This is a genomic window from Paracoccus onubensis, from assembly GCF_003591515.1.
GTDB classification, from domain to species: Bacteria; Pseudomonadota; Alphaproteobacteria; order Rhodobacterales; family Rhodobacteraceae; genus Paracoccus; species Paracoccus onubensis.
Window position 1 is genome coordinate 250,312 of sequence record NZ_QZCG01000004.1, and the last position, 26,862, is coordinate 277,173.

The window sequence follows — 26,862 nt, forward strand, 5'->3', positions numbered from 1 at the left end:
ATCTCTGAACCGTCCTGAACTCTCAGATCCAGAGCGCAAAAGCGGCAAGAACCGCGGTCTCGGTCAGGACTGACGCCGCGCCCAACACGTCTCCGGTATGCCCGCCCAGCCAGACCCGGGCCTGACGGATCGTCACCGCCATTGCCAGCAAACCGGCGATCAGGGCAAATATCGCGCCGTCTCCGGCCAGCAGCAAAAACAGAAGCGCAATGACCGAAACCATGCCGACATTGCGCGCGCCGGGCGTGCCGGCGGCATGACCCAACCCATCCGGACGGGCAGGCAAAAGCCCGCCCAGGACCAGAATGATCGCCGTACGGCCGCAGGCGGCGGCGGCAATCAGATGCCACGGCCCCAGCGCAGTAATCGCCGCCACCCGGATCAGGCTGGTCAGGATCAATGCGATCACACCGTAACTGCCGATCGCCGAATCGCGCATGATCCTTAGCCGGTCTTCGCGGTCGCGACCGCCCGCGCCATCCGCGAAATCGGCAAGTCCGTCCTCGTGTAGCGCCCCGGTAAGCCAGACCGCCAGCGCCAGCGCAAGCGCGGCATGCAGCAGCGACGGACCCGGCAACAGAAAGGTCAGCGACGCGATCGCGCCGACAATGGCCCCGACCAACGGAAATGCCCAGCTGCTTTTCGCCAGTGACAGGATATGCCGGGGCAGCAGACGCTCCAGAGGCAGACGTGTCAGGAAGACCAGCGCCAGAACGAATTGATGCCACCTAGCCAATGCCGGCCTCCGCGAATGTTGCCATGCCATTGTGGCACTCGATGGCAGCCCGCAGCAACATCAACGCCACCGCAGCCCCCGACCCCTCGCCCAAGCGCATGTCCAGCGACAATACCGGCTTCATCCCCAGTGCCTCGATCAGGCGGTGATGCCCGGGTTCGGCGCTTTCATGTCCGATCAGGCAATGGCGCAGCGCATCCGGATCGTCGCGCGTCAGAACCGAGGCCGCAGCCGTGCAGATGAACCCGTCCAGCAGCACCGGCAACCCCAGTTCGTGCGCGCGCAGCACGGCACCGCAGATGGCCGCCTGCTCGCGCCCGCCAAAGGCCGACAGAGCCTCGCGCGCAGTGGCCGGGCGATGCAGCGCCAGCCCCGCTTCGACCGCCTGTTGTTTCCTGGCCAGAACCTCGCCCCCGGCGCCGGTTCCCGGTCCGACCCAGTCTTCCGCGCCTCCTCCGAAAATCCAGGCGGCAAGTGCTGCTGCAACGGTGGAATTGCCGATCCCCATCTCACCCAGCAGAAGCACATCCGCATCCGGATCGACCGCGCCCGCCCCCGCCGCCATCGCCTCTTCGACCTCGGACAGATCCATCGCGGGACCTTGGGTGAAATCACGGGTCGGACGTTCCAGCTCCAGTGGCAAAACCACCAGTTCCGCCCCCGCCACGCGACAAAGCTGGTTTATCGCCGCCCCACCAGCGCGGAAATTCTGAACCATCAGCGCCGTTACCTCGGCCGGGAACGGGTTCACACCCTGCGCGACGATGCCGTGATTGCCCGCAAACACAATGGCCTGCGCCCGATCGATCCGGGGGCGTTCCCGCCCTTGCCAGCCAGCCATGAACACGGCCAGTTCTTCAAGCCTGCCCAGAGAACCCGGAGGTTTGGTCAGATTGTTCTGACGCGCCAGCGCGGCAGTCGCCACCGCTTCGTCAAAGGTTCTCATCGATATCCTCCCGCCCGGGTTTCAGCATGAGAGGCTGGCCGCTGACCGCCATCCAGACCTCGTCCGCGACCTCGGCCACGGCCTGATTCATCCAGCCATGAAGATCGCGGAATCGCCGTGCCGTCACATTCGCGGGGACGATCCCTTGCCCCAGTTCATTCGTTACCAGCACCACCGGCGAGGCTTGTTGACGTAAGGTTATTATCAGTTCCTGCATATCCGCGCTGTCCAGACAATTCGCAAGCCACAAGGTCAGGCAATCGACAAGCCGGACACCCTGACCGTCGGTCTTGCGCAACGCTCCGGCAAGTGCGATCGGCTCTTCGATCAAATTCCAGGTTTCCCCGCGACGCAGTTGATGCTGCTTGATTCTTTCTTTCATCTCATCATCGCCCCCTTGTGCCGTGGCGATATAGATGCGGGGCAGATCATGGCGCGCGACCAACCGTTCGGCCAATGCAGATTTGCCCGATCGTGCACCGCCGGTAACCAGCGTGATATGCCTGAATGCCGTCATCCGGTTCTCTTTTCCACAATCGCCTTTGATAGGAAAGCGACAAATCGGCTTTACCGCGCGAACCGATGTTTTAGCATTGGGTTCATCAAGGCGCAGAAGCGCCGATAATCAACATGGAGGAACCCCATGACCAAGTTCTTAGCAACAACGGCACTCGTGGCTGTGTTATCCTTGCCTGTCTATGCCGCCCAGCCCGCCGAAGGAGAAAAACTGGCCGAGGATCAAAGCCTGAGCTTCTGGATTCTCGATGCGATCAAGACATTGGACCCGCAACTGACCGAGTCGCGCACCGATTCGGACATGATCCGGCAGCTTTTCGAAGGGCTGATGACACAGGATGACACCGGGGCGATGGTCCCGGGCATGGCCGAAAGCCACGATATCAGCGACGATAAGCTGACCTATACCTTCCATCTGCGCGATGCGAAATGGTCGAATGGCGACCCGGTCACCGCAGGCGATTTCGTCTATGCGTGGCGCCGCGCCGCGGATCCCGAGACAGCTTCGGAATATGCGTGGTTCGTGGAATTGATGAATCTCGAGAACGCAACCGCAGTGGTGAAGGGCGAGGCATCGCCGGAAGAACTGGGCGTAACGGCAATTGACGACAAGACGCTTGAGGTCAAGCTGTCAAAGCCCACGCCGTATTTCCTGAAAACACTGGATCATGCCACGACCTACCCCGCCCCGCAGAAAGTGATCGAGGAACATGGTCAGCAATGGACGCAACCCGGTAATCTGGTCGGCAATGGCGCCTATGTACTGAAAAGCCACGATCTTGGCGTCAAGGCCACGGCGGTCAAGAACGATCAGTATTACGATGCCGAAAACACGATCATCGATGAGGTGAACTTCATCACCGTGAACGATCAGAACATCGCGCTGACCCGCTATCAGGCGGGAGAGATCGACTGGTTCAACCTGATCCCCGCCGGGCAATATCCCAAGCTCAAGGAGGAATTTCCGGACGAGGCGATCTCGGTCCCCTGGGCTTGCTCCTATGGTTACGTCTTCAATCTTTCGGAAAAAGGCCCCGAAGCCTTGAAGGATCTGCGCGTGCGGCAAGCATTATCCTATGCGATCGACCGCGATATCATCGTGGACAAGGTACTTCAGGGCGGACAGAAGCCGGCCTATTACTGGACCCATTGGGCGATGGAGGGTTTCGAAGAGCCCGAGATCGAAATGGCGAACTGGACGCAGCCCGAACGGATGGAGAAAGCCCGGGAATTGCTGACCGAGGCAGGTTACGGTCCCGACAACCCGCTGAAACTCAAGCTGATGTATAACACGTCAGAGGATCACAAGAAGATCGCCATCGCGGTGCAGCAGTTCTGGAAAGCCATCGGCGTGGAACTGACGCTGGAAAACTACGAATGGAAAGTATTTGTCGACAAGGGCAACAATCAGGATTTCGAGGTTCAGCGCTATGCATGGTGCGCGGATTACAACGAAGCCTCGACCTTCCTCGACTGGTTCCGGACCGATGGCGACAATAACGGCATGTGGTCGAACGAGGAATACGACCAGTTGCTGGCAGATGCCGCCACCGAGGAAAACCCGGCCGAGAATTACAAGAAGATGGAACAGCTTCTGATCGGCGACATGGCTTTGGCCCCGGTCTATCACTATGCACAGCCGAACATGATCAAGCCCGATCTGCGTGGTGTTCCGCTGGATAACGTGATGGGCGACTGGTACGCCAAGAACCTGTATCGCGTGGCCGAGTAATCGCATCCGAAGAATTCACCGGGAGGGGTTTCATCCTTTCCCGGTTTCGGTCATAAGCCCTGACCTAACAACTGTCACAGGTACCGATCTCTTAATTTTCAGGGAGGCTCCCGGATGTTCGCATATGTCATGCGACGGCTGGCCGTAGCGATACCCACGCTGCTGCTGCTGATCATCATCTCTTATATCCTGATGCATTTCGCCCCCGGCGGACCCTTCTCGAAGGACCGCGAGGTTCCGGCGGCGGTTCTGGCCAATCTGAATGCGAAATACGGACTTGACGATCCGCTGTGGAAGCAGATCTGGGATTATCTTTACGGTATCGTCGTGCATTTCGATTTCGGGCCAAGCTTCGTCTATCCCGACCTGACGGTGAACCAGTTGATCGCCAAGGGTTTTCCGGTGACGCTGACCTATGGAATTCTGTCGTTCCTCCTTGCGGTCCTCGTCGGTGTCATGCTCGGTGTGACAGCCGCGATCTGGCACAATAGCTGGCTGGATTATCTGGCCGTCGGCATCTCGATCGGGGCGCAGGTCCTGCCTAATTTCGTCATGGCGCCGATCCTTCTGCTGATCTTCACGCTGTGGTACAGGCTTTTGCCCGGCGGCGGCTGGAGCTTCAGCGATCCGACATTCTGGATCATGCCGATCATCGCTCTTGCAACAAGCTATATGGCCTCGATCACCCGCATCACCCGCTCGTCCATGCTCGAAGTGCTGGGCTCGAACCATATCCGCACCGCCCGCGCCAAAGGCATGCCAGAGCGCCGGGTAATCCTGCGGCACGCCCTGAAACCTGCCATGCTGCCGGTCATCAGCTATCTTGGCCCGGTTTTTGTCTCGATGATCACGGGCTCGGTCGTGATCGACATGTTCTTCTCGACCGGTGGCATCGGGAAATCCTTCGTCGATTCCGCCCTGAACCGCGATTATGCGGTGATGATGGGTGTAACCATCCTGCTGGGGACGCTGACGATCCTGTTCAACCTGCTGGTCGATATCCTTTACGTATGGATCGACCCCAAGATCCGGTATTGAACCATGATGATCGAGCAAGCCAAGATGCAAAGCCTCGCCGATCGGATGGTCCAGGACGACGTCAAGGGCCGCAGTCCCTGGGCCGATGCCCGAAAGAGGTTCTTCCGCAACAAGGCGGCGATTGTCGGGCTGCCGCTGCTGGTGCTGGTGGTCCTGTTCGCATTGTTCGGGGAATTCTTCGCGGTCTGGTCGAATGAAGAGCTGGATTTCGCCGTCATGGGGCAAGTTGCCCAGATGGGCGCGCCCTCGATCGAGAACGGCCATTATTTCGGCACCGACGATCTGGGCCGGGATCTGTTTTCGCGCACCGTACAGGGCACCCAGATCTCGATGATGGTGGGCGTCGTCGGCGCGGCGATCGCAATGATCGTCGGCACGCTTTACGGCGCGGCGGCCGGATTCATCGGCGGGCGCGTGGATCAGATCATGATGCGGCTTGTCGATATCCTGATGTCGATCCCTTACATGTTCGTTCTGATCCTGATGCTGGTGATGTTCGGACGTTCGATCGGCATGCTGTTTCTGGGCATCGGCATGATTTCCTGGCTGGAAATGTCGCGCATCGTGCGCGGCCAGACCCTGAGCCTGAAGAACCGCGAATTCATTGAGGCCGCCCGCGCCACGGGTGTGCCGGGCTGGAAGATCATCACTCGCCATATCGTTCCCAATCTTCTGGGGGTGGTGGCCGTCTATGCCACCTTGCTGGTGCCGCTGATGATCCTGACTGAAAGTTTCATCAGTTTCCTAGGGCTTGGGATACAGGAACCGTTGACCTCGCTGGGCGCATTGATCTCGGAAGGCGCCGATACGATCACCTACGGCACGATCTGGCAGCTTGCCTTCCCGCTGTTTTTCTTCGTCATCACGCTGTTCGCCTTTTTCTTCATCGGAGACGGTCTGCGTGATGCGCTTGATCCGAAGGATCGCTGATATGGCTTTACTGGACATAACCGATCTGAATGTAAGCTTTCAGACCAATGACGGCACGGTTCACGCGGTCAATGACGTGAATCTGTCCTTGGAGCCGGGCGAAACGCTGGGCATGGTGGGCGAATCCGGCAGCGGCAAGTCGCAGTTTTCTTTCGCCATCATGGGGCTTCTGGCGCGGAATGGCCGGGCGACGGGTTCGGTACGCTTCGACGGGCAGGAAATCCTGAACGCGCCGCTGAAAACCCTGAACCGCATCCGGGCCGAGAAGATCGCGATGATCTTTCAGGATCCGATGACCTCTCTGAATCCCTATATGCGCGTCTCGGACCAGATGGCAGAGGTTCTGACCCTGCATAAAGGCATGAGCAAGCGCGACGCCGTAACCGAATCCATCCGCATGCTGGATGCTGTTCATATCCCCGATGCCAGAGGGCGGGTGCGCCTGTATCCGCATGAGTTTTCAGGCGGGATGCGGCAACGGGTCATGATCGCGATGGCGCTGCTATGCCGTCCGCAATTGCTGATTGCGGATGAACCGACGACGGCGCTTGACGTGACGGTGCAAGCGCAGATCATGACGCTGTTGGCCGAATTGCAGCGCGATTTCGGCATGGCAATGATCCTGATCACCCATGATCTGGGCGTCGTCGCCAGTTCATGCAAGCAGGTCGCGGTCATGTATGGCGGCCGTATCCGCGAGACCGGTCCGGTCGGCCCGCTTTTCGCCAGCCCCGCCCATCCCTATACGCAAGGATTGCTGCATGCGATCCCGCGGATCGACCATGACGGCGACGAGCTTGCCGTGATTCCCGGCGCGCCGCCCAATATGACACGCCCGCCGGCGGGCTGCGCCTTCGAGCCGCGCTGCCCCTATGCGCGCGAGGAATGCGCAAATAGCCGCCCGGTGCTGGAACCCTTCGCGGACGCACGGTCTCGCGCGTGCTTTGTTCCCCTGGATGACGTGTTGCAGCACCGCCTGCCCCCGCCCCCGGCGCCCCAACACGTGACGCAAGGAGGACAGGCATGACCCGCCCCCTGCTGAACGTGCGCGACCTTCGCGTGACTTTTCACCTGCGCCGTGAAGGCGACTGGCCGTGGACCCCTCCGCGCAATCTGCATGCCGTCAGCGGAGTCGATTTCAGCCTTAACCCCGGAGAGACGCTGGGTATCGTGGGCGAATCCGGCTGCGGGAAATCGACATTGGCGCGCGCATTGATCGGGCTGGTGCCTGCCGAAGGTCAGGCGGAATGGATCGACGGGAAGGATCTGATCGGGCTGTCTCCCGGCAAGATGATGAAATACCGCAACGATATCCAGATGATCTTTCAGGACCCTCTGGCCTCGCTGAACCCGCGCATGACCGTGGGCCAGATCATCGCCGAACCATTGATCACGCATAACCCACGGCTGAAACGCCCGGAGGTGAAAGAGCGGGTCAAGGCGATCATGGAAAAGGTCGGTTTGCTGCCCAATCAGATCAACCGTTATCCGCATGAGTTCAGCGGCGGACAGTGCCAAAGGATCGGTATCGCCCGCGCCCTGATCGTGGAACCGAAACTGATCATCTGCGACGAGCCGGTCAGTGCGCTGGATGTCTCGATTCAGGCACAGGTCATCAATCTGCTGATCCGGTTGCAAAAAGAATTCGGCCTTGCACTGATCTTCATCGCCCACGACCTGTCGGTAGTGAAACATATCAGCGATCGGGTGATGGTGCTGTATCTGGGCAAGGTCATGGAAACCGCCACGACGGCCGAGCTCTATTCCGCACCGCTGCATCCTTATACTCAGGCGCTTCTGTCGGCGGTGCCGGTCCCTGATCCCACCCATGACATGGCCGCCTCAATCGTGCCGTTGGCGGGCGATCTGCCATCGCCCTTCGCGCCTCCCTCCGGCTGCGTCTTCCGCACGCGATGCCCGCGCGCGACCGGGAAATGCGCTGCGGAAACACCGGTTCCATCCGGCGATTCGCATCAGATCGCCTGCCACTTCCCCGGCCCGCTGACCGAAGAGGAAATCGCGGCGGCACGGCGTATCGAAGCGGCCTAGCCGGAACGACACCGTTCCGATCGGCAACAACCGGCCAATGCGCAGGCACCACTTGCCACCGGAGTGAATCGCTCATAGGCAGAACATTCGTCTGCAAGGAGCTGTTATGGCGGACAAGAATTTCGAAGCGCGCCATCTCGAGACGCTGGACCGCGATCTTGGCCGGTTCTCCAATCTCGAAATGGCCACGGCCAATATCGGCCGTTCGCTGATCGGCCCGGGCATTGCCCTTGTCTTCATCGTGCTGGCCGGCTTCGCCGCATTGCTGTTCCTTGGGCATGAGAACAACGCCCTGATCGTAACGATCGCTGCGGGCTTCGGGGCCTATATGGCACTGAATATCGGCGCCAACGATGTTGCCAACAATATGGGTCCGGCGGTCGGCGCCAATGCGCTGACCATGGGCGGCGCCATTGCCATCGCCGCGATCTTCGAAAGCGCGGGGGCCCTGATTGCCGGTGGAGACGTCGTCTCGACCATTTCCAAGGGAATTATCGCGCCCTCAAGCATGGCCGACAGCGCGGTTTTCATCTGGGCGATGATGGCGGCACTTCTGGCCTCGGCGCTTTGGGTGAATCTGGCGACATGGATCGGTGCACCGGTCTCGACCACCCATTCCGTTGTCGGCGGTGTCATGGGGGCCGGAATCACGGCCGCAGGGATAACTGCGGTCAGTTGGGGCACAATGGGCGCAATCGCGGCAAGCTGGGTGATCTCACCGGCCCTCGGGGGATTATGCGCCGCCGGTTTCCTGTGGTTCATCAAGGCGCGGATCATCTATCGCGACGACAAGATCGCCGCCGCGCGAATCTGGGTTCCTGTGCTGGTCGGGATCATGGCAGGCACCTTCGCCGCCTATCTTGCCCTGAAGGGTCTGAAACATGTCCTTACGATCTCGATGGGCACGGCAATGCTGATCGGTGTCGTGTTGGGCGTGCTGGTCTGGCTGGCGATGATTCCGATCATCCGCTATCAGTCGCATGGGCTGGAAAACCGGAACAAATCGCTGAAAGTACTGTTCGGCATCCCGCTGGTCGTCTCGGCCGCCTTGCTGAGTTTCGCCCACGGTGCGAATGATGTTGCAAATGCGGTCGGACCGCTTGCCGCCATCGTCTCGGCCTCTGCCACCGGCAACTTTACCGAATCCGTCAGCATTCCCCTCTGGGTGATGCTGATCGGCGCATTTGGAATCTCATTCGGGCTGTTTCTGTTCGGACCGAAATTGATCCGCATGGTGGGCAGCCAGATCACCAAGCTGAACCCGATGCGCGCTTATTGCGTCGCGCTGTCGGCGGCAATCACCGTGATTCTGGCAAGCTGGCTTGGCCTGCCGGTCAGTTCCACCCATATCGCCGTCGGTGCGGTGTTCGGCGTTGGATTTTTCCGGGAATGGGATTCCGAGCGCCGGTTGCGCATGGCGCATCTTGCGATCCCCGACCGTCCCCGGCTTGCCCCGAATGAGCGCCGCCGCCGCAAACTGGTCCGCCGCTCTCATGTGCTGACCATCGCGGCTGCATGGATCGTCACTGTTCCCGCCGCCGCACTGCTGTCGAGCGTCATTTTCCTTGGGATCAGGCTGATCGCATCGTAAGCCCTGTTGCCCGCCATCGCCGCCATGGCTAGAGTGGCACGACTGCCGAGGAACGCATGAGCGACGAAAAACCCGCATATCAGGTGCTGGCCCGCAAATACCGGCCCGAGACATTCGCCGATCTGGTCGGGCAGGATGCGATGGTGCGCACCCTGAAGAATGCCTTTGCCGCCGACCGCATCGCGCAGGCATTCATCATGACCGGTATCCGCGGCACCGGAAAGACCACCACCGCCCGGATCATCGCCAAGGGCATGAACTGTATCGGCCCCGACGGTCAGGGCGGACCGACAACCGAGCCCTGCGGACAATGCGAACATTGCGCCGCGATCACAGAAGGCCGCCACGTCGATGTTCTGGAAATGGACGCGGCTTCGCGCACCGGCGTCGGCGATATCCGCGAAATCATCGATTCGGTGCATTACCGTGCGGCTTCGGCGCGCTACAAGATCTATATCATTGACGAAGTTCACATGCTGTCGACCAGCGCCTTCAACGCACTCTTGAAGACGCTGGAAGAACCGCCGCCTCATGTGAAATTCATCTTCGCCACGACCGAAATCCGCAAGGTGCCCGTCACCGTCCTGTCACGCTGTCAGCGTTTCGACCTGCGCCGGATCGAGCCCGAGGTGATGATCGCGCTTCTGCACCGCATCGCCACGGCCGAGGAGGCGCAGATCACCGATGAGGCGCTGGCTCTGATCACCCGCGCCGCCGAAGGTTCCGCACGCGATGCGACCAGCCTTCTGGATCAGGCGATCAGCCACGGCGCGGGCGAAACCGGGGCCGATCAGGTGCGGGCGATGCTTGGGCTGGCGGATCGCGGCCGGGTCATCGACCTGTTCGAGATGATCCTGCGCGGCGATGCCGCAAGCGCCCTGACCGAACTGCAATCGCAATATGCCGACGGCGCCGATCCGATGGCCGTTCTGCGCGATCTGGCCGAGATCACGCATTGGATCTCGGTCGTCAAGATCACACCCGAGGCGATGGAAGATCCGACCATTTCCCCGGACGAACGCACACGCGGACAGGATCTGGCCGGACGCCTGCCGATGCGGGTGCTGACCCGGATGTGGCAGATGCTGCTCAAGTCGCTGGAAGAGATCTCTGCCGCGCCCAACGCCATGATGGCCGCCGAGATGGCGATCATCCGCCTGACGCATGTGGCCGACCTTCCCGACCCCGAGGCACTGATCCGCAAGGTTCAGCAGGCGCAAAGCGCGGGCGAATTCGCGCGCGGCAATGCCACCCCTCCCGTGAACGGTCAGGCACCGAACGGCCAGGCGCCCCGCGCCGCGCGCCCTGCCCCGTTGACAATGGTGCAACCTTCGGGCGCGGCAACCGCGCTTGCCTTGTCGCCGGATGTTTTCGCAGCCTATCCCGATTTCGCCTCGGTCATCGAGATGATCCGGCGCATGGGCGACATGCTTCTGCTGATGCAGGTCGAGCGTCATGTCGCGCTTATCCGCTATTCCCCCGGCCGGATCGAGTTCGAACCCCGAGCCAATCCCCCCGCCGATTTCGCGCAGCGTCTGGCCGAGCGGTTGCGTGGCTGGACGGGGGGCGCTCGCTGGGTGGTCACTGTCTCGAATAGCGGCGGCGCCCCGACAATCGCGGAAACCCGCGAAGCGGACGCGAACGAGGCGCGTGAAAGGGCATTGCAACTGCCCATCGTGCAGCAGATTTTCGCGGCCTTTCCGGAAGCCGAGTTGAAAAACGTCACCCGCCTCGTATCTGAGACTGCGAAGACCGAGGAAATAGCAGCCGAGGGTGCGACGAACCCGCATGACATCGACGGCCCCGTCGCCGAAGTCGAGGAATGGGACCCTTTCGAAGATGAGGATTAGATAATGTTCAAGGGATTGGGCGGGCTTGGAGACATGTCCAAGATGATGAAAGCCGCCAAGGACATGCAGGACCGCATGCAGCAGATGCAGGAAGACATGGACAAGATCATCGTGACCGGCGAATCCGGCGCAGGTCTGGTCAAGGCCAGCTGCACCGCCAAGGGGGAACTGACCGCACTTGATATCGACCCGTCGATCTTCCAGCCAAGCGAAAAGGAGGTGGTCGAGGATCTGATCCTTGCCGCCATCAAGGACGCGCAGCGCCGTGCGCAGGACAAGATGCAATCCGAAATGTCGCGTATCACGCAGGAACTTGGCCTGCCCGCCGATATGAAACTGCCCTTCTAGGCGCATGGCCGAGGGCAGCGACGATATTCAGGCGCTGATCGCGCTGATCGCGCGGCTGCCCGGCCTCGGGCCCCGCTCGGCCCGGCGGATCGTGTTGCACCTGATCCGCAAACGCAACGGTCAGATGACCCAGCTCGCCCAGCTTCTGGACAGCGTCGCCAATGCGTCGCGCGAATGCCTGACCTGCGGCAATATCACCGATCGCGACATCTGCGCGATCTGCTCCGATCCGGCCCGCGCCAATGGCGAAATCTGCGTGGTGCAGGACGTGGCCGACCTTTGGGCGCTCGAACGCGGTCACGCCTTTCGTGGTCGCTATCACGTCCTTGGCGGCACGCTTTCGGCGCTGGACGAAATCGGCCCCGAAGATCTCGGCATCCCCGGCCTGATCGACCGTATCGCGAGCGAAGGCGTCCGCGAGGTGATCCTCGCCCTCAATGCGACCGTGGACGGCCAGACGACGGCGCATTACATCGCCGACGCACTGGAATCGAGCGAGGTCGTCGTCACCGGTCTGGCGCAAGGCGTGCCGATCGGCGGGGAACTCGATTATCTCGACGACGGCACGATCAGTGCCGCCTTAAGGGCGCGCCGCAGCCTGTAGGATCATCGGCCCGAAAACGCCATTCGAAAAAACAAAGGGCGGTTCGAAAACCGCCTCTTTCTTCTTTGTGGTAAATACCTCGGGGGTCCGGGGGCAGCGCCCCCGGCCTTCGCGAAACACCGTTCAGGCGTCCAGCTTCTCGACCTTGGGGGCCGATTTGGCGATCTCGATCCGGCGAGGTTTCAGCGCCTCGGGAATCTCGCGTACGAGGTCGATATGCAGCATGCCATCGACATGGCTGGCGCCATCAACACGGACATGATCGGCAAGGGTGAATTTGCGCTCGAAAGCACGGGTGGCGATCCCGCGATGCAAATAGTTGCGGTCTTCGTCCTCGGTGGCTTTCTTCGCCGAAACGATCACTGCGCCGTCACGAAGTTCAACGCTCAGATCATCGGCACTGAATCCGGCCACAGCGACCGAGATACGGTAATTGTCATCACCGGTTTTCTCAATATTATAAGGGGGATAGGTTGGCGCAGCCAGATCGGCGGTAAGCGCACGATCCATGACATCGGCCAAGCGGTCAAACCCCACGGTGGCACGATAAAGCGGAGCCAGGTCAAGATTACGCATCAGTCACATCCTTTCATAAGCGATGCTGTATCGATTGCCCCCCGGTGACCGGGCGGGCGGTTTACCCGCGCCATTCCGGCCGCGGATGGCAAAAATCTGGTGATGGATTCGGCGGTTTCAAGGCCCTGTATAAAGTTTTCCCATCATCTTGACCCGTTTCCCGCATCGGGTTTTGATGGCAACCTGTCCCTGCCGGATATTCCAGGACAATCGCAGGCAGGAAACTCATATTGGCCCATCGCGCAACGCCAGATCGCACGGCTTCAGCACAAGGATATTGCGGTCCGGATGTCTGGCGCAGATGACGGAGGGCGACATGGCGAGGTATGGCATGCACGGATTTCGGCGCTGGCTGAACTCATGGTCGCGACGGAGGGCCGAGAAGAACCGGCGCTTCAAGATTCCCTGTCATCTGGGCGTGACAGGGATCGCAGCGGATAGCATGGAAACCGAACAGGACAGTTCCGATCGAATGCAGAATAAACGGCACTCCGATAGGCGTCATACCCGTGATATAGTGAAGGCCCGGACCGGCAAGACATCCGGCAGGCACGATTAATCGCAATTCTGGACCCAAGCATGCTCACGGATATTCCCTTTGCCACTAACCTGACCATACCCGATCTTGTGGCTGTTCTGCTGTTCTTCACGGCATGGCTTGGGGTGGGCTGGATCATCGAGAGCCCACCCGCCGGAAAGCCCTCGGTCTCGGTGTTAATGATGCGCTATCGTCGCGAATGGATGAAGCATTTCGTCACCCGTGACCCGCGCATCTTCGACGGCAATATCCTGTCCAGCCTGCGCGACGGCACGGCATTCTTCGCCTCGGCCTGCATGATCGCGATCGGTGGCACTTTGGCCCTGATCGGCAATACCGACCGGCTGCGCAGCATCGTTCAGGGGCTTGAACTCGAACAGGGCAATACCCTCTTGTGGGAGTTCAAGCTGCTTGTACCGATGTTTTTCGTGGTGAACGCATTTCTCAAATTCGTCTGGTCTCACCGTTTGTTCGGCTATTGCGCGATCATGATGGCGGCGGTTCCGAATGAGATCGATCATCCGATGGCGCGTGAACGCGCATCTCAGGCAGCAGAACTGAATATCACCGCCGCCCGCAGTTTCAATGCCGGGTTGCGCAGCGTTTATTTCGCGCTTGGAGGGTTGGCGTGGCTTGGCGGGGCATGGGCACTGATCGCGGCGACAATCATCGTGTTCTACGTGACCTGGCGGCGCGAATTCGCCTCGAATTCGCGCCGGGTCATCATGCGCAGCCTTCCGGTGCCGCAGTTGCCCGATCCTGCCAGACCGCCAGCGTCAGCACCACCGCCCCCGCAGCAGTAAGCGCAATCCCGACCAGCCCGGGGGCCCGCCAGCCCCATCCGGCGGCAAGCGCCGCGCCCGCCAGAAACGGACCCAGAGCGTTGGCGGCGTTGAATGCCGCATGATTCATGGCGGCGGCCATGCTTTGCGCGGATCCTGCCACATCCATCAGCCGGGTCTGCAAGGGGATGACCAGTCCCGAACCCGCCGCCAGAAGGAAGGAGGACAGGATCATCAGCACCCAATCTCCGACAACCACCGCCGCGAAAGCCTGTGTTACGCCCATGGTGGCAAGGCTGATATAGGCCGTGCGGATATGGCCCAGCCGCTCGGTGATCAGACCGACCGCCCAGGTACCAAGCGTGCCGCCCATCCCAAAAGCCGCAAGCGCCACAGGAATCGCCCATCCCGGCGCATCCGTCGTCGCCAGCATCGCCGCCGTCAGGAATGCATAGACCGCAAACAACCCCCCGAAACCGATGGCCCCTACCGCCAGCAGCCAAAGCACCCGCGGATTGCGCAGCGCCTGCAACTCATCGAGGGGCCGCGCATCTGGATTGCCGCCCACGCGGGGCGCCAGCCGCAGGATCGCCCATGCAGAGATCAAGGCAAGCAGCCCGGGCAGCGCGAATCCCCAGCGCCAGCCGATCCCCTGCCCCAAAGCCCCGGCCAGCGGCACGCCGGCGATATTTGCGACAGTCAGCCCCAGAATAATCTGCGCGGCTCCCCTTGCCCGATGTTCGCGCGGAAGCGCATCTGCCGCATAAAGCATCGCCACGCCCAGGAAACCGCCATGCGGCAACCCGGCCAGAAACCGCGTGCCGGTCAGGACCGCCAGCCCGGGCAGGATCGCAGCCAGCAGGTTCATCACGCCGTAAAACGCCATCAGCGCCGCAAGATAGCGCCGGCGCGGCAGTCTGGCCCCAAGGATCGAGGTCAGCGGCGCACCGACCACCACCCCCAGCGCATAGGCGCTGATGACATGACCAGCCTGAGGTTCGGTCGCGCCAAGATCGGCGGCGAAATACGGCAACAGCCCCATTGCCGCAAATTCAGAGGTTCCGATCGCAAACGAGCCCAATGCGAGGGCCAGAATGGCGGGCCGCAAATTCTGCGAATCACTCATCGAGCATCCTTTCTGCTTCGGCGCCACAATCATGCTGCGCCGCAGCATTGGCAAGGCATATCACAGACAAGGCTGCATTGCAGGAATTGCAGATCAAAGATATCCGCGTTCGACCAGAAGCCAGATCACAACCGCCGTAACCACGATCAGGCCAAGGGTCACAGAGGCCGCAAAATTCAGGATCCGATTGCGCCAGCGGCTCATCCCGCCCAAAGGCAGCAGATAATCCGTCAGGGAATTGTAAGCCCGGCTGATGGCGTTCAGGTCCATCTGACGAGCGATCTTCGGTTGTGCGCTATGCAATTCCGCCTCGGCCAGAACCCTTGCCGCCCGCCGCTGTTTCCGCGGCAGCGATCCACCCCGGCGGCGCAACATCACCTGCATATCCGGCATTTCACCCCGCCGTATCCCGCCAAGCCGCTCGGCCATCAGGCGCGCGATCTCGTGGCTCATTTCACGGACATCATCGATTGAATGTGCATTCCGGCTCATGGCAATGTCATAAACGGGATGGCAAGGACACGCCAGACATCTTAGGATCACAGATATGAAGCTGCATTTCACCGTTTCCGGGCAGGATCAGGGCCTGCCGATATTGCTGGTGCATGGTCTGTTCGGACGAGGGCGGAATCTTGGCGCGATCGCCCGCCGACTCAGCGAATATCGCAGGGTTGTCCTTGTCGATCAGCGCAACCATGGCGACAGTCCCCACACGCCTGATCACAGCTATGCCGCAATGGCGGGTGATCTGGCCGAGGTGATCGAGGCACAAGGCGGACGCGCCGATCTGGCCGGGCATTCGATGGGCGGCAAGGCGGCCATGATGCTGGCCCTGACCCGTCCCGAACTGATCCGCAAACTGGTGGTGATGGATATCGCGCCAGTAACCTATGACCATAGCCAGACCCATCTGATCGATGCCATGGAAGCCATCGATCTGAACGGCGTGGATCGCCGCAGCGAAGCCGACCGCAGACTGGCCGAGCATATCCATAGTGACGGGCTGCGCGCGTTTCTTTTGCAATCGCTCGATCTGAAATCCGATCCGCCGCGCTGGCAATTGAACCTGCCTGCCCTGCGGGACGGCATGGATCGGGCGACCGGCTGGCCCGAGGATCTGCCGAAAGCCAGTTTCGACGGCCCGGCCCTGTTCATGAACGGAGCCGAGTCCGATTATGTAGACGATACGGGCGAGGCAGCGATCCGCAGCTATTTCCCACAGGCACGATTACTGCGCATCAAACATGCGGGACACTGGATGCATGCGGATGCGCCCGAAGCAGTCGCCGAAACATTGGCGGCATTTCTGGGCAAGGGTTAACGCGCCCGCCTCCGGCCAGTGATCATGGCATCGGATGGCCCATGAAGCAGACAGGGGATGGTTCTTCAGCCCGCCCGCTCTTCCTCCAGCCGCTCGGCCAGGGATTCGGCGCGGGCGGCGAGTTCGGCCATCGCTTCCTTCAGATCTGCGGGAATGACCGGCACCTCAACCCGCGCCGGATTTGATTGCAGCCGGTTGGCAAGACGTTCAGCCTTCTCGGCCCGTGCCTCCAGCGATACGAAACGATCCGCCAGCATCAAACCGGCAAGCAGCAAAAGCCGCGGTTCCGGCATACGCCCCGCTTGTTCGAGGATTTGCCGCGCTTCGTTATCCAGCACCGCGGCAGCCCGTTCAAGCAACCGTTCTTCGCCATCCTGAGCACGAAGCTGGTATTCCTTGTGGCCAATCGTGAATTCCACTTCCGCCATTTACTTGTCCTCCTGCCCGGTATCGTCACCGTCATCGGATGCATCATCGTAAACCGCGGAAAAGACACCCTGCCGATTCTCGGCAGCACCGCCCGACCCGGTCCGATCCGCATCCTCTTCCGCGTGACCACCGGATGCCGATACCCCATCATCATCGGGCAACAGCCTTTCAAGCTCCATGATGATATCACCAAGGTTGGAAATCTCGGCGGCACGCGCCGCGCGCAACGCTTCCAGTTCGGCCTCCAGAGCCTGCCGGATCGAGGTGACCGCATCCGCATCGCCCTGTCCCGACACAGTCTCGATCAGGGCCTGGTTGGCCGCAGCCAGATCGTCATTCGCCGCTGCAAGCCGGGCCGCCTGCTCGCCCGCGTCTGCGAGACGTTCGTCAACCGCGGCCTCGGAAGTTGTGGCAGCGACGGATTCTTCTACCCGGCGCAATTCGTCGATCTCGGCGCGGAGTTGCGCATTCTCGGCCCTTACCGCTGCGAGTTCTTGGCTAATATCCGGGTCCGGGATGACAGCTCCGGTCTTGTTCCTCGGAAAAACGCTCGAATCCAGAAGCTGATCCATCCGGTCGAGTGCAGCGCTGAGGCGGCGTTCACTGGCGGCAATATCGCTCATCTTGGCAGTCCTTCGGAATCGTTATTCCCGGTTTTCGCACCCATAAGACAATAAAACAAGAACGGGCAGGAAAATCCCGCCCGTTCCGATCTCTAAGAAGGTAAATTCAGGCAAGTTCTCGCCGCTCTGCCAGCAGCCCTTTGACCGTCGCCCAGCTTGCGCCAAGCAGCACCAGCGTAAAGGGCAAGCCGGTCGAAACCGCCATCGCCTGCAGGGCGCCCAGACCGCCGCCCAACAGCAAGGCAAGCGCCACGACACCCTCGATCGTGCACCAGAAAATCCGCTGCGGAACTGGCGCATTGACTTTGCCACCCGCCGAGATCGTATCGATCACCAATGAACCGGAATCGGACGAGGTCACGAAGAATACGATGACCAGAATGATCCCCACCGTACTGGTGATAGTGGTCAGCGGCAGATGCAGCAGCATCTCGAATAGCTGGATTTCCAGCGCCGCATCGCCGATGGTGCTAATCCCTTCGATCGTCTTGGTAATTGCGGTGCCGCCAAGCGCAGTCATCCACAGAACCGAGATCAGCATCGGCACGATCAGCACGGCGATCAGGAATTCGCGCACGGTGCGGCCACGCGACACGCGGGCGATAAACATGCCGACAAAGGGAGACCAGCTGATCCACCATGCCCAGTAAAACGCCGTCCAGCCATGGCGGAAATTGTCGTCATCGCGCCCGAACGGATTCGACAGTGGCACGATTTCCTTCGCATAAGCGCCCAGGCTGCTGAAGAATCCACCGATAATCTCGCCGGTTGGTCCGACCAGGATGACGAAGAACAACAGTATTACCGCCAGACCCATATTCAGCTCGGACAGGCGCTTGACACCTTTTTCGACGCCAAGGACTACCGACATGGTTGCCACGGCGGTAATCGCTACAATCAGAACCACCTTGGCGGTATCGCTTGCTTCAAACATGCCAAGAAACGCGAACCCGGCCGCGGCCTGCTCGGCCCCGATACCCAGCGAAGTCGCAAGACCGAACAGGGTCGCCAGCACTGCCATCACATCGATAATATGCCCCGGCCAGCCCCAGACGGACTCGCCAAGCAACGGATGGAATACCGAGCGCAGCGTCAAGGGCAGGCCCTTGTTATAAGCAAACAGCGCAAGCGACAGCGCCACCACAGCATAGATCGCCCAGGGATGAAGTCCCCAATGGAAGATCGTCGCCGCCATACCCAGACTCCGCGCGGCAGCCTCGTCTCCCGCGGCGCCGCCAAGAGGCGCCCAATCCGTCCGTACGCCGTTTTCCACGACCGGACCAGTGAAGGCGGCCTGGAAATGCCCCAGCGGTTCGCTGACGCCATAAAACATCAGGCCGATGCCCATACCGGCAGCAAAAAGCATCGAGAACCAGCCGATCATCGTGAAGTCTGGCGTTGCTTCGGGCCCGCCCAGGCGGACCTTGCCCAGCGGCGTCACGATCAACCCGAGGCAAAGCAGCACAAAGATGTTGCCTGCAATCAGGAAGAACCAGTCAAAAGTCGATGTCACCCAATCGCGCACTCCTTCGAATGCCACCTGCACGCCACTTACCTGCTCCGCGCCATCTATCGGCGGAACGGAAGTCGCAAATTGCAGGATGATCGTAATGGCCGTAAAGAGAACAACGGCACCTGCGGAAATCACAAAGACCGGATTATGAATATCGAACGGAAACGGTGCTTCACCCTCGATATTATCCTGTCCGACCTGGAATGATGTCTTGATGATCTCGGTCGGTCCTTCGGGCACTGGCATAGCCTCTTGGCCAGTATCGGGCGTTGGCTCCGGTTCGTGGCGACCGCCCAGAACTTCACGTTCTCGCCGCTCATCGCCTGGGCGGCCCTTATGTCCCTTTTTAGGGTCCTTACCGGGCGGATTTGGAGTTTGATCTGACATGCGTCCCTTTCTCATTATGTGTCGATCGGGTCGATTCAGCGTTGCCATCGATGTTGCTATCGATCGGAAAACCTCACACAACGCTCACTCACATTCACATCCGTATCACAATGACCCAGGGGCTGCAAAAACAGCCAAAATAACGACATGTTAAACGGCAGAAGCGACTCTTCCCCGCTTCGTCTTGACCTTTCTTGCAGCGCAGATCCAGAATGTAAGCATTTGGACATTCGGCCGGGGACCCGATGGGCAAACCAAACAGAACTTTCGTCGTAGTCGGCCTTGGCTCTTTCGGCGGCGTGGTCGCAACCGAGCTGGCGCGATTCGGAAATCGGGTTCTGGGTATCGACAAGGATCACCAACGAGTGGCAGCGCTGGCCGAACAGCTTTCGAATGTCGTTATTCTGGACGCCACCGACGAAGGTGCGCTACGAGAAGCGGGGGCGGGGCAATATGATGTCGGGCTGATCTCGATCGGCAACGATCTGGAAAGCAGCATTATTGCCACCATGAATCTCCGTCTGATCGGGGTAGAGACGGTCTGGGCCAAGGCGCTGAACCGCACCCATCACCGCATCCTTTCGAAGATCGGCGCGGACCGGATCGTTCTGCCTGAGACCGAGATGGGACAGCATACCGCGCAAATGCTGAACAACCCGGCGGTGCAGGATTACATCAATCTGGGCAACGGTTTCTCGGTGGTCAATCTGCTGATCCCCGAAAGGCTGGAGGGCAGGAAACTTTCGGAGCTGCCGTTCAGCGAGGGGATTATCGCATTGGGCATCATGCGTGGCACCGAATATGTCGATCTTCACGGGGGGGATCCGGGGCTGCTGACCAATGACCGGCTGCTGCTGCTGGGCAAACGGGCGGAGCTGACGCAATTCGGCGACCAGCTGTGACGCCTCGCAGGGCGGTGCAGGCATGGCTCGGACGGACGCCCCCGCCCGCCGTGCTGGCCATCTCGTACATGACATTGATCGTTCTGGGCGCGGCCGCCCTGAAACTGCCCTTCATGACATATGGGGCCATCAGCATCAGTGATGCGCTGTTCACGTCGACCGCGGCAGTCACCGTGACCGGACTGGCAGTGATCAATACAGCGGAAATGCTGACATTCTGGGGTCATCTGGTGATCCTGCTGCTGATACAACTTGGCGGGTTGGGGCTGATGACCTTCGCCGTGCTGGTCCTGTCCGCCTTGGGTGTCCCGCTGGGGATCACCCATCACACCTATCTGCGCGAGGATCTGAAACAGACTTCATACAAGCGGCTGATCCAGCTCGTAAAGACGATATTCCGTGTCGTGCTGTTGGCAGAGATTGCCGGTGCGTTGCTGCTATGCCTGACCTTCGTTCCCAGCACCGGGCTGGGGCCGGGGCTGTGGCATGCGGTCTTTCACTCGATCTCGGCCTTCAACAACGCGGGATTCTCGACCTTTCCGCAAGGTCTGACAGCATATGCGACCGACCCCGTAGTGAACAGCGTGATCCCTCTGCTCTTCATCACAGGAGGCATCGGCTATGTCGTCATCTCGGATATCTTCCACCAACGGTTCTGGCATGGCTGGTCACTGCATACGCGGCTGATGCTGGTTGGAAGCGCGGCGCTGATCGTGGTGGGCGTAGGATTGACCGCCCTTCTGGAATGGAACAATCCGCACACGCTTGGAGCCTATGACAGCGTTGCGGCGCGTATGACATTGGCATGGTTTCACGGAGTGACGCCAAGAAGCTCGGGTTTTGTCACCATCGATACCGGCGCGCTGCATGAGTCGACCTCGCTTCTTTACATGGCATTGATGGTGATCGGTGGCGGATCGACCTCGACGGCCGGAGGTATCAAGGTCACGACGCTTGTGGTCATGCTGCTGGCAACGCTGGCTTTCTTCCGCCGCCGGACCGAAATCTGGGCCTTCGGGCGTTCGATCGGGCTGGAAGAGGTGCTGAAGGTCATGGCCCTGATCGCCATTGCCGTCGTTCTGGTGTTTTCCGCAACATTCCTGATGCTGGCCACGCAGGATGGTGATTTTCTGGCGATCGGTTTTGAAGTCGTCTCGGCTTTCGGAAATGTCGGCCTGTCGCGCGGATATACATCAGAACTGGATGGATTAGGTCGGACAATCATCATGATGATAATGTTTCTGGGACGGGTCGGACCTCTGACACTTGGCTTCTTCCTTGCCGCGCGGGTGACACCCCGCGTCCGCTATCCGGAAGGTCAGGTGCATCTTGGCTGATGGCCGCGCCCGTCCTATAAGCGCCCCGATATGAAAGGGAATCCCATGCGCAAGGCCACGATCACCCGCAAGACCGCCGAGACGAAAATCGAGGTCACGCTGAATCTCGACGGCACCGGCCAATATGACAACCGGACCGGCGTGGGGTTCTTCGATCACATGCTGGACCAGCTATCGCGCCACTCGCTGATCGATCTGACGATCCGCGCGGATGGCGACCTGCATATCGACGATCATCACACGGTAGAGGATACCGGTATCGCCATCGGGCAGGCTTTGGTGCAGGCACTTGGGGACAAGATCGGGATCCGGCGCTACGGCAGCTTTCATCTGGCCATGGATGACGCGCTTCTGCGTGCTGCGCTGGATCTGTCGGGACGGCCATATCTGATCTGGAATGTCGATTTTCCCAGCCCGAAGATCGGCACATTCGATTGCGAACTGGTGCGAGAGTTCTTTCAGGCCCTGTCCACGCATGGCGGCATCACCCTGCATGTCGACCGGCTGCATGGGATCAACAGTCACCATATCGCCGAGGCCAGCTTCAAGGCGGTTGCCCGCGCCCTGCGCGAAGCGGTCGAGGCTGATCCCCGCATGTCGGACGCATTACCTTCCACCAAGGGCGCACTGTGATGCGGGTCGCCCTGATCGATTATGACAGCGGCAATCTGCATTCGGCAGCAAAAGCGTTCCAGCTTATGGGGCGTGATGCGGGCGCCGAGGTGATCGTGACGTCGGATCCGGACATCGCTGCGCGGGCCGACCGGATCGTGCTGCCCGGCGACGGGGCCTTTCCCGCATGTCGCACGGCACTGGGCGAGGTCAATGGTATGGCTGAGGCCTTGTGCGAAGCCGTTCTTGGGCGTGGCATTCCCTTCATGGGAATTTGTGTCGGCATGCAGATGCTGGCAACCCGGGGTTACGAATATCGGGAAACGACAGGGCTGGACTGGATCGGCGGAGAGGTGGAAGCGATCAATGCACCGGGGCTTAAGGTGCCTCATATGGGCTGGAACGATCTGGTGATCGACCGGCCGCACCCGATACTTGAGGGTATCAGCACGGGCGATCACGCCTATTTCGTCCATGGCTGGCAATTCCGCGTGGCCGAGCCCCGGCATCTTCTGGCCCATGTCGACTATGGCGGCGCGGTTACGGCGGTGGTTGGCCGGGACAATATCGTCGGCACTCAGTTCCACCCCGAGAAATCGCAAAAGATCGGCCTGCACCTGATCGCCAATTTCCTGCGGTGGGCCCCTTAAGACCGATCCGGATCCGGCGGCAACAGCTATGGCCGCCGCTTTACTTTCCGCTGATCATCTCTTCATCGTTGCGAACGCCGCCGACAACGCCAAGGGATTTCAGCTTGCGGTGCAGCGCGCTGCGCTCCATCCCGACAAATTGCGCTGTGCGGCTGATATTGCCGCCGAAACGGTTGATCTGGGCAAGCAGATATTCGCGTTCAAACATCTCCCGCGCTTCGCGCAATGCCATGGCGATCACCTGCGGACCAAGGCTCAGGGCGTCGCTGTTGTCGGGCGTGGCCCCTTGCGGCTCAAGCTCGGACGGTTTGATCGATCCGGTTTCCTCGGCAAGGATCAGGACGCGCTCGATCACATTGCGCAACTGGCGGATATTGCCCGGCCAGCGCATGGCCTGAAGCGCGGCGATGGTTTCATCCGGCAATTCCCGGGCAACCAATCCCTGATGCTTCTGAAACTGCTCGATGAAATGCAATGCCAGTGGCCCGACATCCTCGCGCCGCTCTGCCAATGAGGGAACGGCAAGCGGAACCACGTTCAGGCGGTCGTAAAGCTCCTGCCGGAAACGGCCAGCCGCGATTTCGGCCGGCAGGTCACGATTGGTCGAAGAAATCACCCGCAGATCGACCCGCACCTTGTCCGAGCCGCCCGCGCGGGTGAATTGCTGTTCGGTCAGGACGCGCAGGATCTTGGGCTGGGTACCAAGGGGCATATCCCCGACCTCATCGAAATAGATCACCCCGCCATGCGCCTGTTCCAGCAGCCCCGGCTCGACCCCGCGTTCGGGGCTTTCACGACCGAACAACACCTCTTCCATGCGCTCGGGTTCGATCGCGGCGCATGAGACCGTGATGAAGGAGGCGGATTCGCGAGGGGAATTGGCGTGGATATAACGCGCGGCGAGTTCCTTGCCGGTTCCCGGCTCTCCTGCCAGCATGACACGGCCATTCGACTTGGCTACCTTGTCCAGATTGTCGCGCAACCGCTTGAAGGCAACGGAATGCCCGATCATTTCGGTCGGACGGCTGTCCCCGCGTTTGAGGGAACTGTTCTCGCGCCGCAAACGGCTGGTTTCCATCGCGCGATTGATGACCACCATGAGTTGGTCGATATTGAACGGTTTCTCGATGAAATCATAGGCGCCCTGCCGGATGGCGGCGACCGCGATCTCGATATTGCCGTGGCCCGAAATGATGATCACCGGAACGTCGGGATTGTCGCGCTTGACCTGTTTGAGAATGTCGATCCCGTCCATCCGGCTGTCTTTCAGCCAGATATCAAGGATCATCAGCGCGGGCTCCCCGTCATTCAACGCCGCGACCGCCTCATCGGAATTCGCGGCCGTCCGGGTCGCGAAGCCTTCATCCTTCAGAATATCGGCGACCAGTTCACGGATATCGCGTTCGTCATCGACGATCAGAATATCGCTCATATCACACCTGCCTCGTCTTTCTCTTTGGGTTTACGTTGTTTGCCGCGTATGGGGTTCCGCTCTCGCGGAAGCCGGATCTCGGCCATGGCGCCGTCACGATCCGGAGCATCCGTCAGGGCAAGACTGCCGCCATGTTCCTCGACGATCTTCTTGACGATCGGCAATCCCAGTCCGGTTCCCTGCGATTTCAGCGTCACATAGGGCTCGAACAGACGCGACCGGTCCGCGGGCAGACCGGGCCCGTTGTCGATGATGCGGATCGTGACGAAATCCGAACCTGTCTTCATCGTGACGGCGACCCGCGGATGCCAGTCTTCAGGAGAGGATTTCGCCCGTTCTTCAACGGCTTCCCCTGCATTTTTAAGCAAGTTCGTGAAGGCTTGACTCAGCATCCCCCGGTCACAGTCCACGACGACCGGTTCTTCCGGGATACTCGCCTCGATTGCCCCTTGCAGCGCGTCCTGCTGAAGCAGCACGGCTTCACGCAACAGCGCCGCAAGATCGACTTCGCTGCGATCCGGCTCGGGCATCCGGGCAAAGCGGCTGAACTCATCGACGATCCGGCGCAAATCGTTGGTCTGGCGGATGATGACATCAACATACTGATCCAACGAGGTCTTTTCCTCGGGATCGGCAAGCGGAGTCAGTTTGCGCCGCAAACGTTCGGCCGAAAGCTGAATGGGGGTCAGGGGATTCTTGATCTCATGGGCCACGCGCCGCGCGACGTCGCCCCATGCGGCCATCCGCTGGGCACTGACCAGTTCCGTTACATCGTCGAAAGCCACCACGAAGCCTTCAAGCCCGCCATCCCCCGCACGCCGAACCGCCATCCGCACCAGAAGGCTTTGCAGCTGCCCGTCGCGTGTCAGGCGCACCTCATCCTGCAAGGTTTCCGCGACAGAGCCGGAAAGACGCTGGAACAGCGGTGCAAATTCCGGCACCGCCGTCGAAAGCAAAGCGTTGATGTCACGCTGCGGGTCAAGGCCCAGAAGGCGGATGGTCGAACGGTTCAGAAAATCGATCCCACCCTGCGGATCGAGCCCAATCACCCCTGATGTCACCGAACTCAGCACATTGTCGAATAACCGCCGCTGTTCATCCGAAGCGCGATAGCTTTCCACCAGTTCTTCGCGCTGCGTCTTGAGCTGCCGTGTCATACGGTTGAAGCTTTGCCCAAGTATCTGAATCTCGTCACCGGTATCCAGCTCAGGCACCTGAAGATCCAGATTGCCCCGCCCGACCTGTTCACTTGCATCCGCCAGAAGGCCGATCGGGCGCGACAGACGACTTGCGAACCACAGGCCCATCCAGACCGCGGCCGCAACCAACAGCAAAGCGAAGCCAAGATAGACCAGAGAAAACTCGAACAGCACCTGCCCGCGCGTCTCTTTCAATTGCCGGTAGTCGCCGACCGTGGCGCGGGTCTCGTCAAGAAGCCCCAGCAGATTACCATCGACATCGCGGGTCACATAAAGATAGCGATCCGCCAGCGGCGGCAAGGCGACAAGCGCCCGGAACTCGTTATTCTCCCAGTCTTCGATCAGGACCAGCCCATCGGACTGCGCCTTGTCAAGCTGTTCGCTGCCCGGCGCCTCGTACCAGAACTGATAACTGCGCTCGCCACGCGAACGGATCTCGCCCGAGCCGTCGATGATATAAGCCTCGCGCAGACCGCGCTGGATCAGCGACTGGCCCTGCACCAGAAGCTGGCGCATCTCGCCATCGTCAATCAGCGGATTGGCGCGCCCCGCCTGCACCAATACGCCTGCCAGAGCATGGGCATCCTCGGTCAGATCCCGGCGATGTTCTTCCTGATAGGCTTCGGCGGCGGCCTGGGAATTGGTGACCACCTGCTGCACCCGCTCCGAGAACCATCCTTCAAGCCCGATATTGACAAGAAAGCCTGCGAATAACGCGACCAGAACCGTCGGAACAAGCGCCAGACCGGCAAACACAAGCACAAGTCTTCGATGCAGCCGCGCGCCCGCATTGCCGGAATGGCGCCGGGCCGTAATCAACCGCGCCATCCGGGCGATCACGACGACAATCAGGATGATCAGGTAAAACAGATCAAGCAGCAACACCGTGCGAAGGGACTGCCCCTGCGCATCGATATTGATCGGCCCCAGAACCGCCAGCGTCGCCAGCATCAACAGGCCACCAGCAGTCAGCAGGCTCCAGAATACAATGCCGCGCCACTGCCGGCCAAGCCGGATTTGCGCTAAACTATCCCAACTCAGCCCGGACACGGACCCGCCCTAACCTTCGCTAGCCGTCTATCGCGGCTTGACTGT

Annotated in this window: 26 protein-coding genes; 15 read left to right on the forward strand and 11 right to left on the reverse strand. The window is 60.5% G+C overall.

The window, feature by feature from the left end; all coding sequences use genetic code 11:
* Positions 1-22: 22 nt before the first annotated feature.
* Genes cobS through cobU form a run of 3 tightly spaced genes read right to left on the reverse strand, consistent with a single transcriptional unit; the run spans position 23 to position 2,199 of the window.
* Complete coding sequence (gene cobS, locus D3P04_RS07770) at positions 23-736, reverse strand: adenosylcobinamide-GDP ribazoletransferase (RefSeq protein ID WP_232844925.1); 714 nt, start codon at positions 734-736, stop codon at positions 23-25.
* Complete coding sequence (gene cobT, locus D3P04_RS07775) at positions 729-1,682, reverse strand: nicotinate-nucleotide--dimethylbenzimidazole phosphoribosyltransferase (protein ID WP_119747538.1); 954 nt, start codon at positions 1,680-1,682, stop codon at positions 729-731. The genes cobS and cobT overlap by 8 nt, the downstream gene beginning before the upstream one ends.
* A complete protein-coding gene (cobU, locus tag D3P04_RS07780) occupies positions 1,669-2,199 on the reverse strand; it encodes a bifunctional adenosylcobinamide kinase/adenosylcobinamide-phosphate guanylyltransferase (RefSeq protein ID WP_119747540.1) in 531 nt (176 codons plus the stop codon). Before cobU ends, cobT begins: the two co-directional genes overlap by 14 nt.
* Positions 2,200-2,325: 126 nt before the next feature.
* Here cobU and D3P04_RS07785 point away from each other — a divergent pair, with 126 nt between their 5' ends.
* The 9 genes from D3P04_RS07785 to recR all read left to right on the forward strand — a co-directional run bounded on the left by D3P04_RS07785 (position 2,326) and on the right by recR (position 12,340).
* Positions 2,326-3,930, forward strand: coding sequence for a peptide ABC transporter substrate-binding protein (locus D3P04_RS07785; protein ID WP_119747542.1), 1,605 nt, complete (start codon positions 2,326-2,328; stop codon positions 3,928-3,930).
* A 114-nt stretch (positions 3,931-4,044) separates the two neighbouring features.
* On the forward strand, positions 4,045-4,968 hold the full coding sequence (gene oppB / locus D3P04_RS07790; protein WP_119747543.1) for an oligopeptide ABC transporter permease OppB: 924 nt from the start codon (positions 4,045-4,047) through the stop codon (positions 4,966-4,968).
* Positions 4,969-4,974: 6 nt separating this feature from the next.
* Complete coding sequence (locus D3P04_RS07795) at positions 4,975-5,898, forward strand: ABC transporter permease subunit (protein ID WP_119747676.1); 924 nt, start codon at positions 4,975-4,977, stop codon at positions 5,896-5,898.
* Between the two features lies 1 nt (position 5,899).
* Positions 5,900-6,925 (forward strand): oligopeptide/dipeptide ABC transporter ATP-binding protein, encoded by a 1,026-nt coding sequence (locus tag D3P04_RS07800; RefSeq protein ID WP_119747545.1) that lies wholly within the window; start codon positions 5,900-5,902, stop codon positions 6,923-6,925.
* A complete protein-coding gene (locus tag D3P04_RS07805; RefSeq protein WP_119747547.1) occupies positions 6,922-7,947 on the forward strand; it encodes an oligopeptide/dipeptide ABC transporter ATP-binding protein in 1,026 nt (341 codons plus the stop codon). The genes D3P04_RS07800 and D3P04_RS07805 overlap by 4 nt, the downstream gene beginning before the upstream one ends.
* 106 nt (positions 7,948-8,053) lie before the next feature.
* Positions 8,054-9,538, forward strand: coding sequence for an inorganic phosphate transporter (locus tag D3P04_RS07810; protein WP_119747549.1), 1,485 nt, complete (start codon positions 8,054-8,056; stop codon positions 9,536-9,538).
* Positions 9,539-9,594: 56 nt separating this feature from the next.
* Positions 9,595-11,388 carry a DNA polymerase III subunit gamma/tau gene (locus tag D3P04_RS07815; RefSeq protein WP_119747551.1) on the forward strand — a complete coding sequence of 598 codons (1,794 nt, stop codon included), beginning with the start codon at positions 9,595-9,597 and terminating at the stop codon, positions 11,386-11,388.
* 3 nt (positions 11,389-11,391) lie between these two features.
* Positions 11,392-11,736 (forward strand): YbaB/EbfC family nucleoid-associated protein, encoded by a 345-nt coding sequence (locus tag D3P04_RS07820; protein WP_119747553.1) that lies wholly within the window; start codon positions 11,392-11,394, stop codon positions 11,734-11,736.
* 4 nt (positions 11,737-11,740) lie between these two features.
* Positions 11,741-12,340 (forward strand): recombination mediator RecR, encoded by a 600-nt coding sequence (gene recR / locus D3P04_RS07825; RefSeq protein ID WP_119747555.1) that lies wholly within the window; start codon positions 11,741-11,743, stop codon positions 12,338-12,340.
* 123 nt (positions 12,341-12,463) lie between these two features.
* Here the strand turns inward: recR and D3P04_RS07830 are convergent, their stop codons facing one another.
* A complete protein-coding gene (locus D3P04_RS07830) occupies positions 12,464-12,916 on the reverse strand; it encodes an Hsp20 family protein (RefSeq protein ID WP_119747557.1) in 453 nt (150 codons plus the stop codon).
* Positions 12,917-13,495: 579 nt separating this feature from the next.
* On the opposite strand from D3P04_RS07830, the gene D3P04_RS07840 reads away from it, so the two are divergent.
* The gene (locus tag D3P04_RS07840; protein WP_119747561.1) at positions 13,496-14,257 is read left to right on the forward strand and encodes a DUF599 domain-containing protein; all 762 of its coding nucleotides are present in this window, start codon (positions 13,496-13,498) and stop codon (positions 14,255-14,257) included.
* Here the strand turns inward: D3P04_RS07840 and D3P04_RS07845 are convergent.
* Both D3P04_RS07845 and D3P04_RS07850 read right to left on the reverse strand, forming a co-directional pair.
* Positions 14,178-15,362 carry an MFS transporter gene (locus D3P04_RS07845; RefSeq protein ID WP_119747678.1) on the reverse strand — a complete coding sequence of 395 codons (1,185 nt, stop codon included), beginning with the start codon at positions 15,360-15,362 and terminating at the stop codon, positions 14,178-14,180. The two genes, D3P04_RS07840 and D3P04_RS07845, sit on opposite strands and share 80 nt — an antisense overlap.
* A 93-nt stretch (positions 15,363-15,455) precedes the next feature.
* Positions 15,456-15,815: a hypothetical protein gene (locus tag D3P04_RS07850; RefSeq protein ID WP_119747563.1), complete on the reverse strand. Its 360-nt coding sequence runs from the start codon at positions 15,813-15,815 to the stop codon at positions 15,456-15,458.
* 94 nt (positions 15,816-15,909) lie between these two features.
* Between D3P04_RS07850 and D3P04_RS07855 the strand changes: the two genes are divergently transcribed.
* Complete coding sequence (locus D3P04_RS07855; RefSeq protein WP_119747565.1) at positions 15,910-16,683, forward strand: alpha/beta fold hydrolase; 774 nt, start codon at positions 15,910-15,912, stop codon at positions 16,681-16,683.
* Between the two features lie 65 nt (positions 16,684-16,748).
* On the opposite strand, the gene zapA is transcribed toward D3P04_RS07855, so the two are convergent.
* From zapA to D3P04_RS07870, 3 genes are all read right to left on the reverse strand, one after another.
* Complete coding sequence (gene zapA / locus D3P04_RS07860; protein WP_119747567.1) at positions 16,749-17,111, reverse strand: cell division protein ZapA; 363 nt, start codon at positions 17,109-17,111, stop codon at positions 16,749-16,751.
* The gene (locus D3P04_RS07865) at positions 17,112-17,735 is read right to left on the reverse strand and encodes a hypothetical protein (protein ID WP_182912771.1); all 624 of its coding nucleotides are present in this window, start codon (positions 17,733-17,735) and stop codon (positions 17,112-17,114) included.
* Between the two features lie 106 nt (positions 17,736-17,841).
* Positions 17,842-19,494: a BCCT family transporter gene (locus D3P04_RS07870; protein WP_182912772.1), complete on the reverse strand. Its 1,653-nt coding sequence runs from the start codon at positions 19,492-19,494 to the stop codon at positions 17,842-17,844.
* Between the two features lie 386 nt (positions 19,495-19,880).
* Between D3P04_RS07870 and D3P04_RS07875 the strand changes: the two genes are divergently transcribed.
* From D3P04_RS07875 to hisH, 4 genes are read left to right on the forward strand one after another with little or no spacing between them, the layout of a single operon-like run.
* On the forward strand, positions 19,881-20,537 hold the full coding sequence (locus D3P04_RS07875) for a potassium channel family protein (protein WP_119747571.1): 657 nt from the start codon (positions 19,881-19,883) through the stop codon (positions 20,535-20,537).
* Positions 20,534-21,874: a TrkH family potassium uptake protein gene (locus tag D3P04_RS07880; protein ID WP_408634361.1), complete on the forward strand. Its 1,341-nt coding sequence runs from the start codon at positions 20,534-20,536 to the stop codon at positions 21,872-21,874. Before D3P04_RS07875 ends, D3P04_RS07880 begins: the two co-directional genes overlap by 4 nt.
* Positions 21,875-21,919: 45 nt before the next feature.
* Positions 21,920-22,507 carry an imidazoleglycerol-phosphate dehydratase HisB gene (hisB, locus tag D3P04_RS07885; protein WP_119747575.1) on the forward strand — a complete coding sequence of 196 codons (588 nt, stop codon included), beginning with the start codon at positions 21,920-21,922 and terminating at the stop codon, positions 22,505-22,507.
* Entirely contained in the window at positions 22,507-23,136 is a 630-nt protein-coding gene (hisH, locus tag D3P04_RS07890; RefSeq protein ID WP_119747576.1) for an imidazole glycerol phosphate synthase subunit HisH, read from the forward strand. Before hisB ends, hisH begins: the two co-directional genes overlap by 1 nt.
* Positions 23,137-23,176: 40 nt before the next feature.
* On the opposite strand, the gene ntrX is transcribed toward hisH, so the two are convergent.
* Both ntrX and D3P04_RS07900 read right to left on the reverse strand, forming a co-directional pair.
* Entirely contained in the window at positions 23,177-24,568 is a 1,392-nt protein-coding gene (gene ntrX / locus D3P04_RS07895) for a nitrogen assimilation response regulator NtrX (protein ID WP_119747578.1), read from the reverse strand.
* Positions 24,565-26,817, reverse strand: a complete 2,253-nt coding sequence (locus D3P04_RS07900; RefSeq protein WP_119747580.1) for a sensor histidine kinase NtrY-like — start codon at positions 26,815-26,817, stop codon at positions 24,565-24,567. The genes ntrX and D3P04_RS07900 overlap by 4 nt, the downstream gene beginning before the upstream one ends.
* Positions 26,818-26,862 lie beyond the last annotated feature (45 nt).

What these genes read in the sequence shown, in the direction of transcription:
- cobT (WP_119747538.1), bottom strand. Translation starts at nt 1,682, where the DNA reads ATGAGAACCTTTGACGAAGCGGTGGCGACTGCCGCGCTGGCGCGTCAG.
- cobU (WP_119747540.1), bottom strand. Translation starts at nt 2,199, where the DNA reads ATGACGGCATTCAGGCATATCACGCTGGTTACCGGCGGTGCACGATCG.
- D3P04_RS07785 (WP_119747542.1), top strand. Translation starts at nt 2,326, where the DNA reads ATGACCAAGTTCTTAGCAACAACGGCACTCGTGGCTGTGTTATCCTTG.
- oppB (WP_119747543.1), top strand. Translation starts at nt 4,045, where the DNA reads ATGTTCGCATATGTCATGCGACGGCTGGCCGTAGCGATACCCACGCTG.
- D3P04_RS07795 (WP_119747676.1), top strand. Translation starts at nt 4,975, where the DNA reads ATGATCGAGCAAGCCAAGATGCAAAGCCTCGCCGATCGGATGGTCCAG.
- D3P04_RS07800 (WP_119747545.1), top strand. Translation starts at nt 5,900, where the DNA reads ATGGCTTTACTGGACATAACCGATCTGAATGTAAGCTTTCAGACCAAT.
- D3P04_RS07805 (WP_119747547.1), top strand. Translation starts at nt 6,922, where the DNA reads ATGACCCGCCCCCTGCTGAACGTGCGCGACCTTCGCGTGACTTTTCAC.
- D3P04_RS07810 (WP_119747549.1), top strand. Translation starts at nt 8,054, where the DNA reads ATGGCGGACAAGAATTTCGAAGCGCGCCATCTCGAGACGCTGGACCGC.
- D3P04_RS07815 (WP_119747551.1), top strand. Translation starts at nt 9,595, where the DNA reads ATGAGCGACGAAAAACCCGCATATCAGGTGCTGGCCCGCAAATACCGG.
- D3P04_RS07820 (WP_119747553.1), top strand. Translation starts at nt 11,392, where the DNA reads ATGTTCAAGGGATTGGGCGGGCTTGGAGACATGTCCAAGATGATGAAA.
- recR (WP_119747555.1), top strand. Translation starts at nt 11,741, where the DNA reads ATGGCCGAGGGCAGCGACGATATTCAGGCGCTGATCGCGCTGATCGCG.
- D3P04_RS07830 (WP_119747557.1), bottom strand. Translation starts at nt 12,916, where the DNA reads ATGCGTAATCTTGACCTGGCTCCGCTTTATCGTGCCACCGTGGGGTTT.
- D3P04_RS07840 (WP_119747561.1), top strand. Translation starts at nt 13,496, where the DNA reads ATGCTCACGGATATTCCCTTTGCCACTAACCTGACCATACCCGATCTT.
- D3P04_RS07845 (WP_119747678.1), bottom strand. Translation starts at nt 15,362, where the DNA reads ATGAGTGATTCGCAGAATTTGCGGCCCGCCATTCTGGCCCTCGCATTG.
- D3P04_RS07850 (WP_119747563.1), bottom strand. Translation starts at nt 15,815, where the DNA reads ATGAGCCACGAGATCGCGCGCCTGATGGCCGAGCGGCTTGGCGGGATA.
- D3P04_RS07855 (WP_119747565.1), top strand. Translation starts at nt 15,910, where the DNA reads ATGAAGCTGCATTTCACCGTTTCCGGGCAGGATCAGGGCCTGCCGATA.
- zapA (WP_119747567.1), bottom strand. Translation starts at nt 17,111, where the DNA reads ATGGCGGAAGTGGAATTCACGATTGGCCACAAGGAATACCAGCTTCGT.
- D3P04_RS07865 (WP_182912771.1), bottom strand. Translation starts at nt 17,735, where the DNA reads ATGAGCGATATTGCCGCCAGTGAACGCCGCCTCAGCGCTGCACTCGAC.
- D3P04_RS07870 (WP_182912772.1), bottom strand. Translation starts at nt 19,494, where the DNA reads ATGCCAGTGCCCGAAGGACCGACCGAGATCATCAAGACATCATTCCAG.
- D3P04_RS07875 (WP_119747571.1), top strand. Translation starts at nt 19,881, where the DNA reads ATGGGCAAACCAAACAGAACTTTCGTCGTAGTCGGCCTTGGCTCTTTC.
- hisB (WP_119747575.1), top strand. Translation starts at nt 21,920, where the DNA reads ATGCGCAAGGCCACGATCACCCGCAAGACCGCCGAGACGAAAATCGAG.
- hisH (WP_119747576.1), top strand. Translation starts at nt 22,507, where the DNA reads ATGCGGGTCGCCCTGATCGATTATGACAGCGGCAATCTGCATTCGGCA.
- ntrX (WP_119747578.1), bottom strand. Translation starts at nt 24,568, where the DNA reads ATGAGCGATATTCTGATCGTCGATGACGAACGCGATATCCGTGAACTG.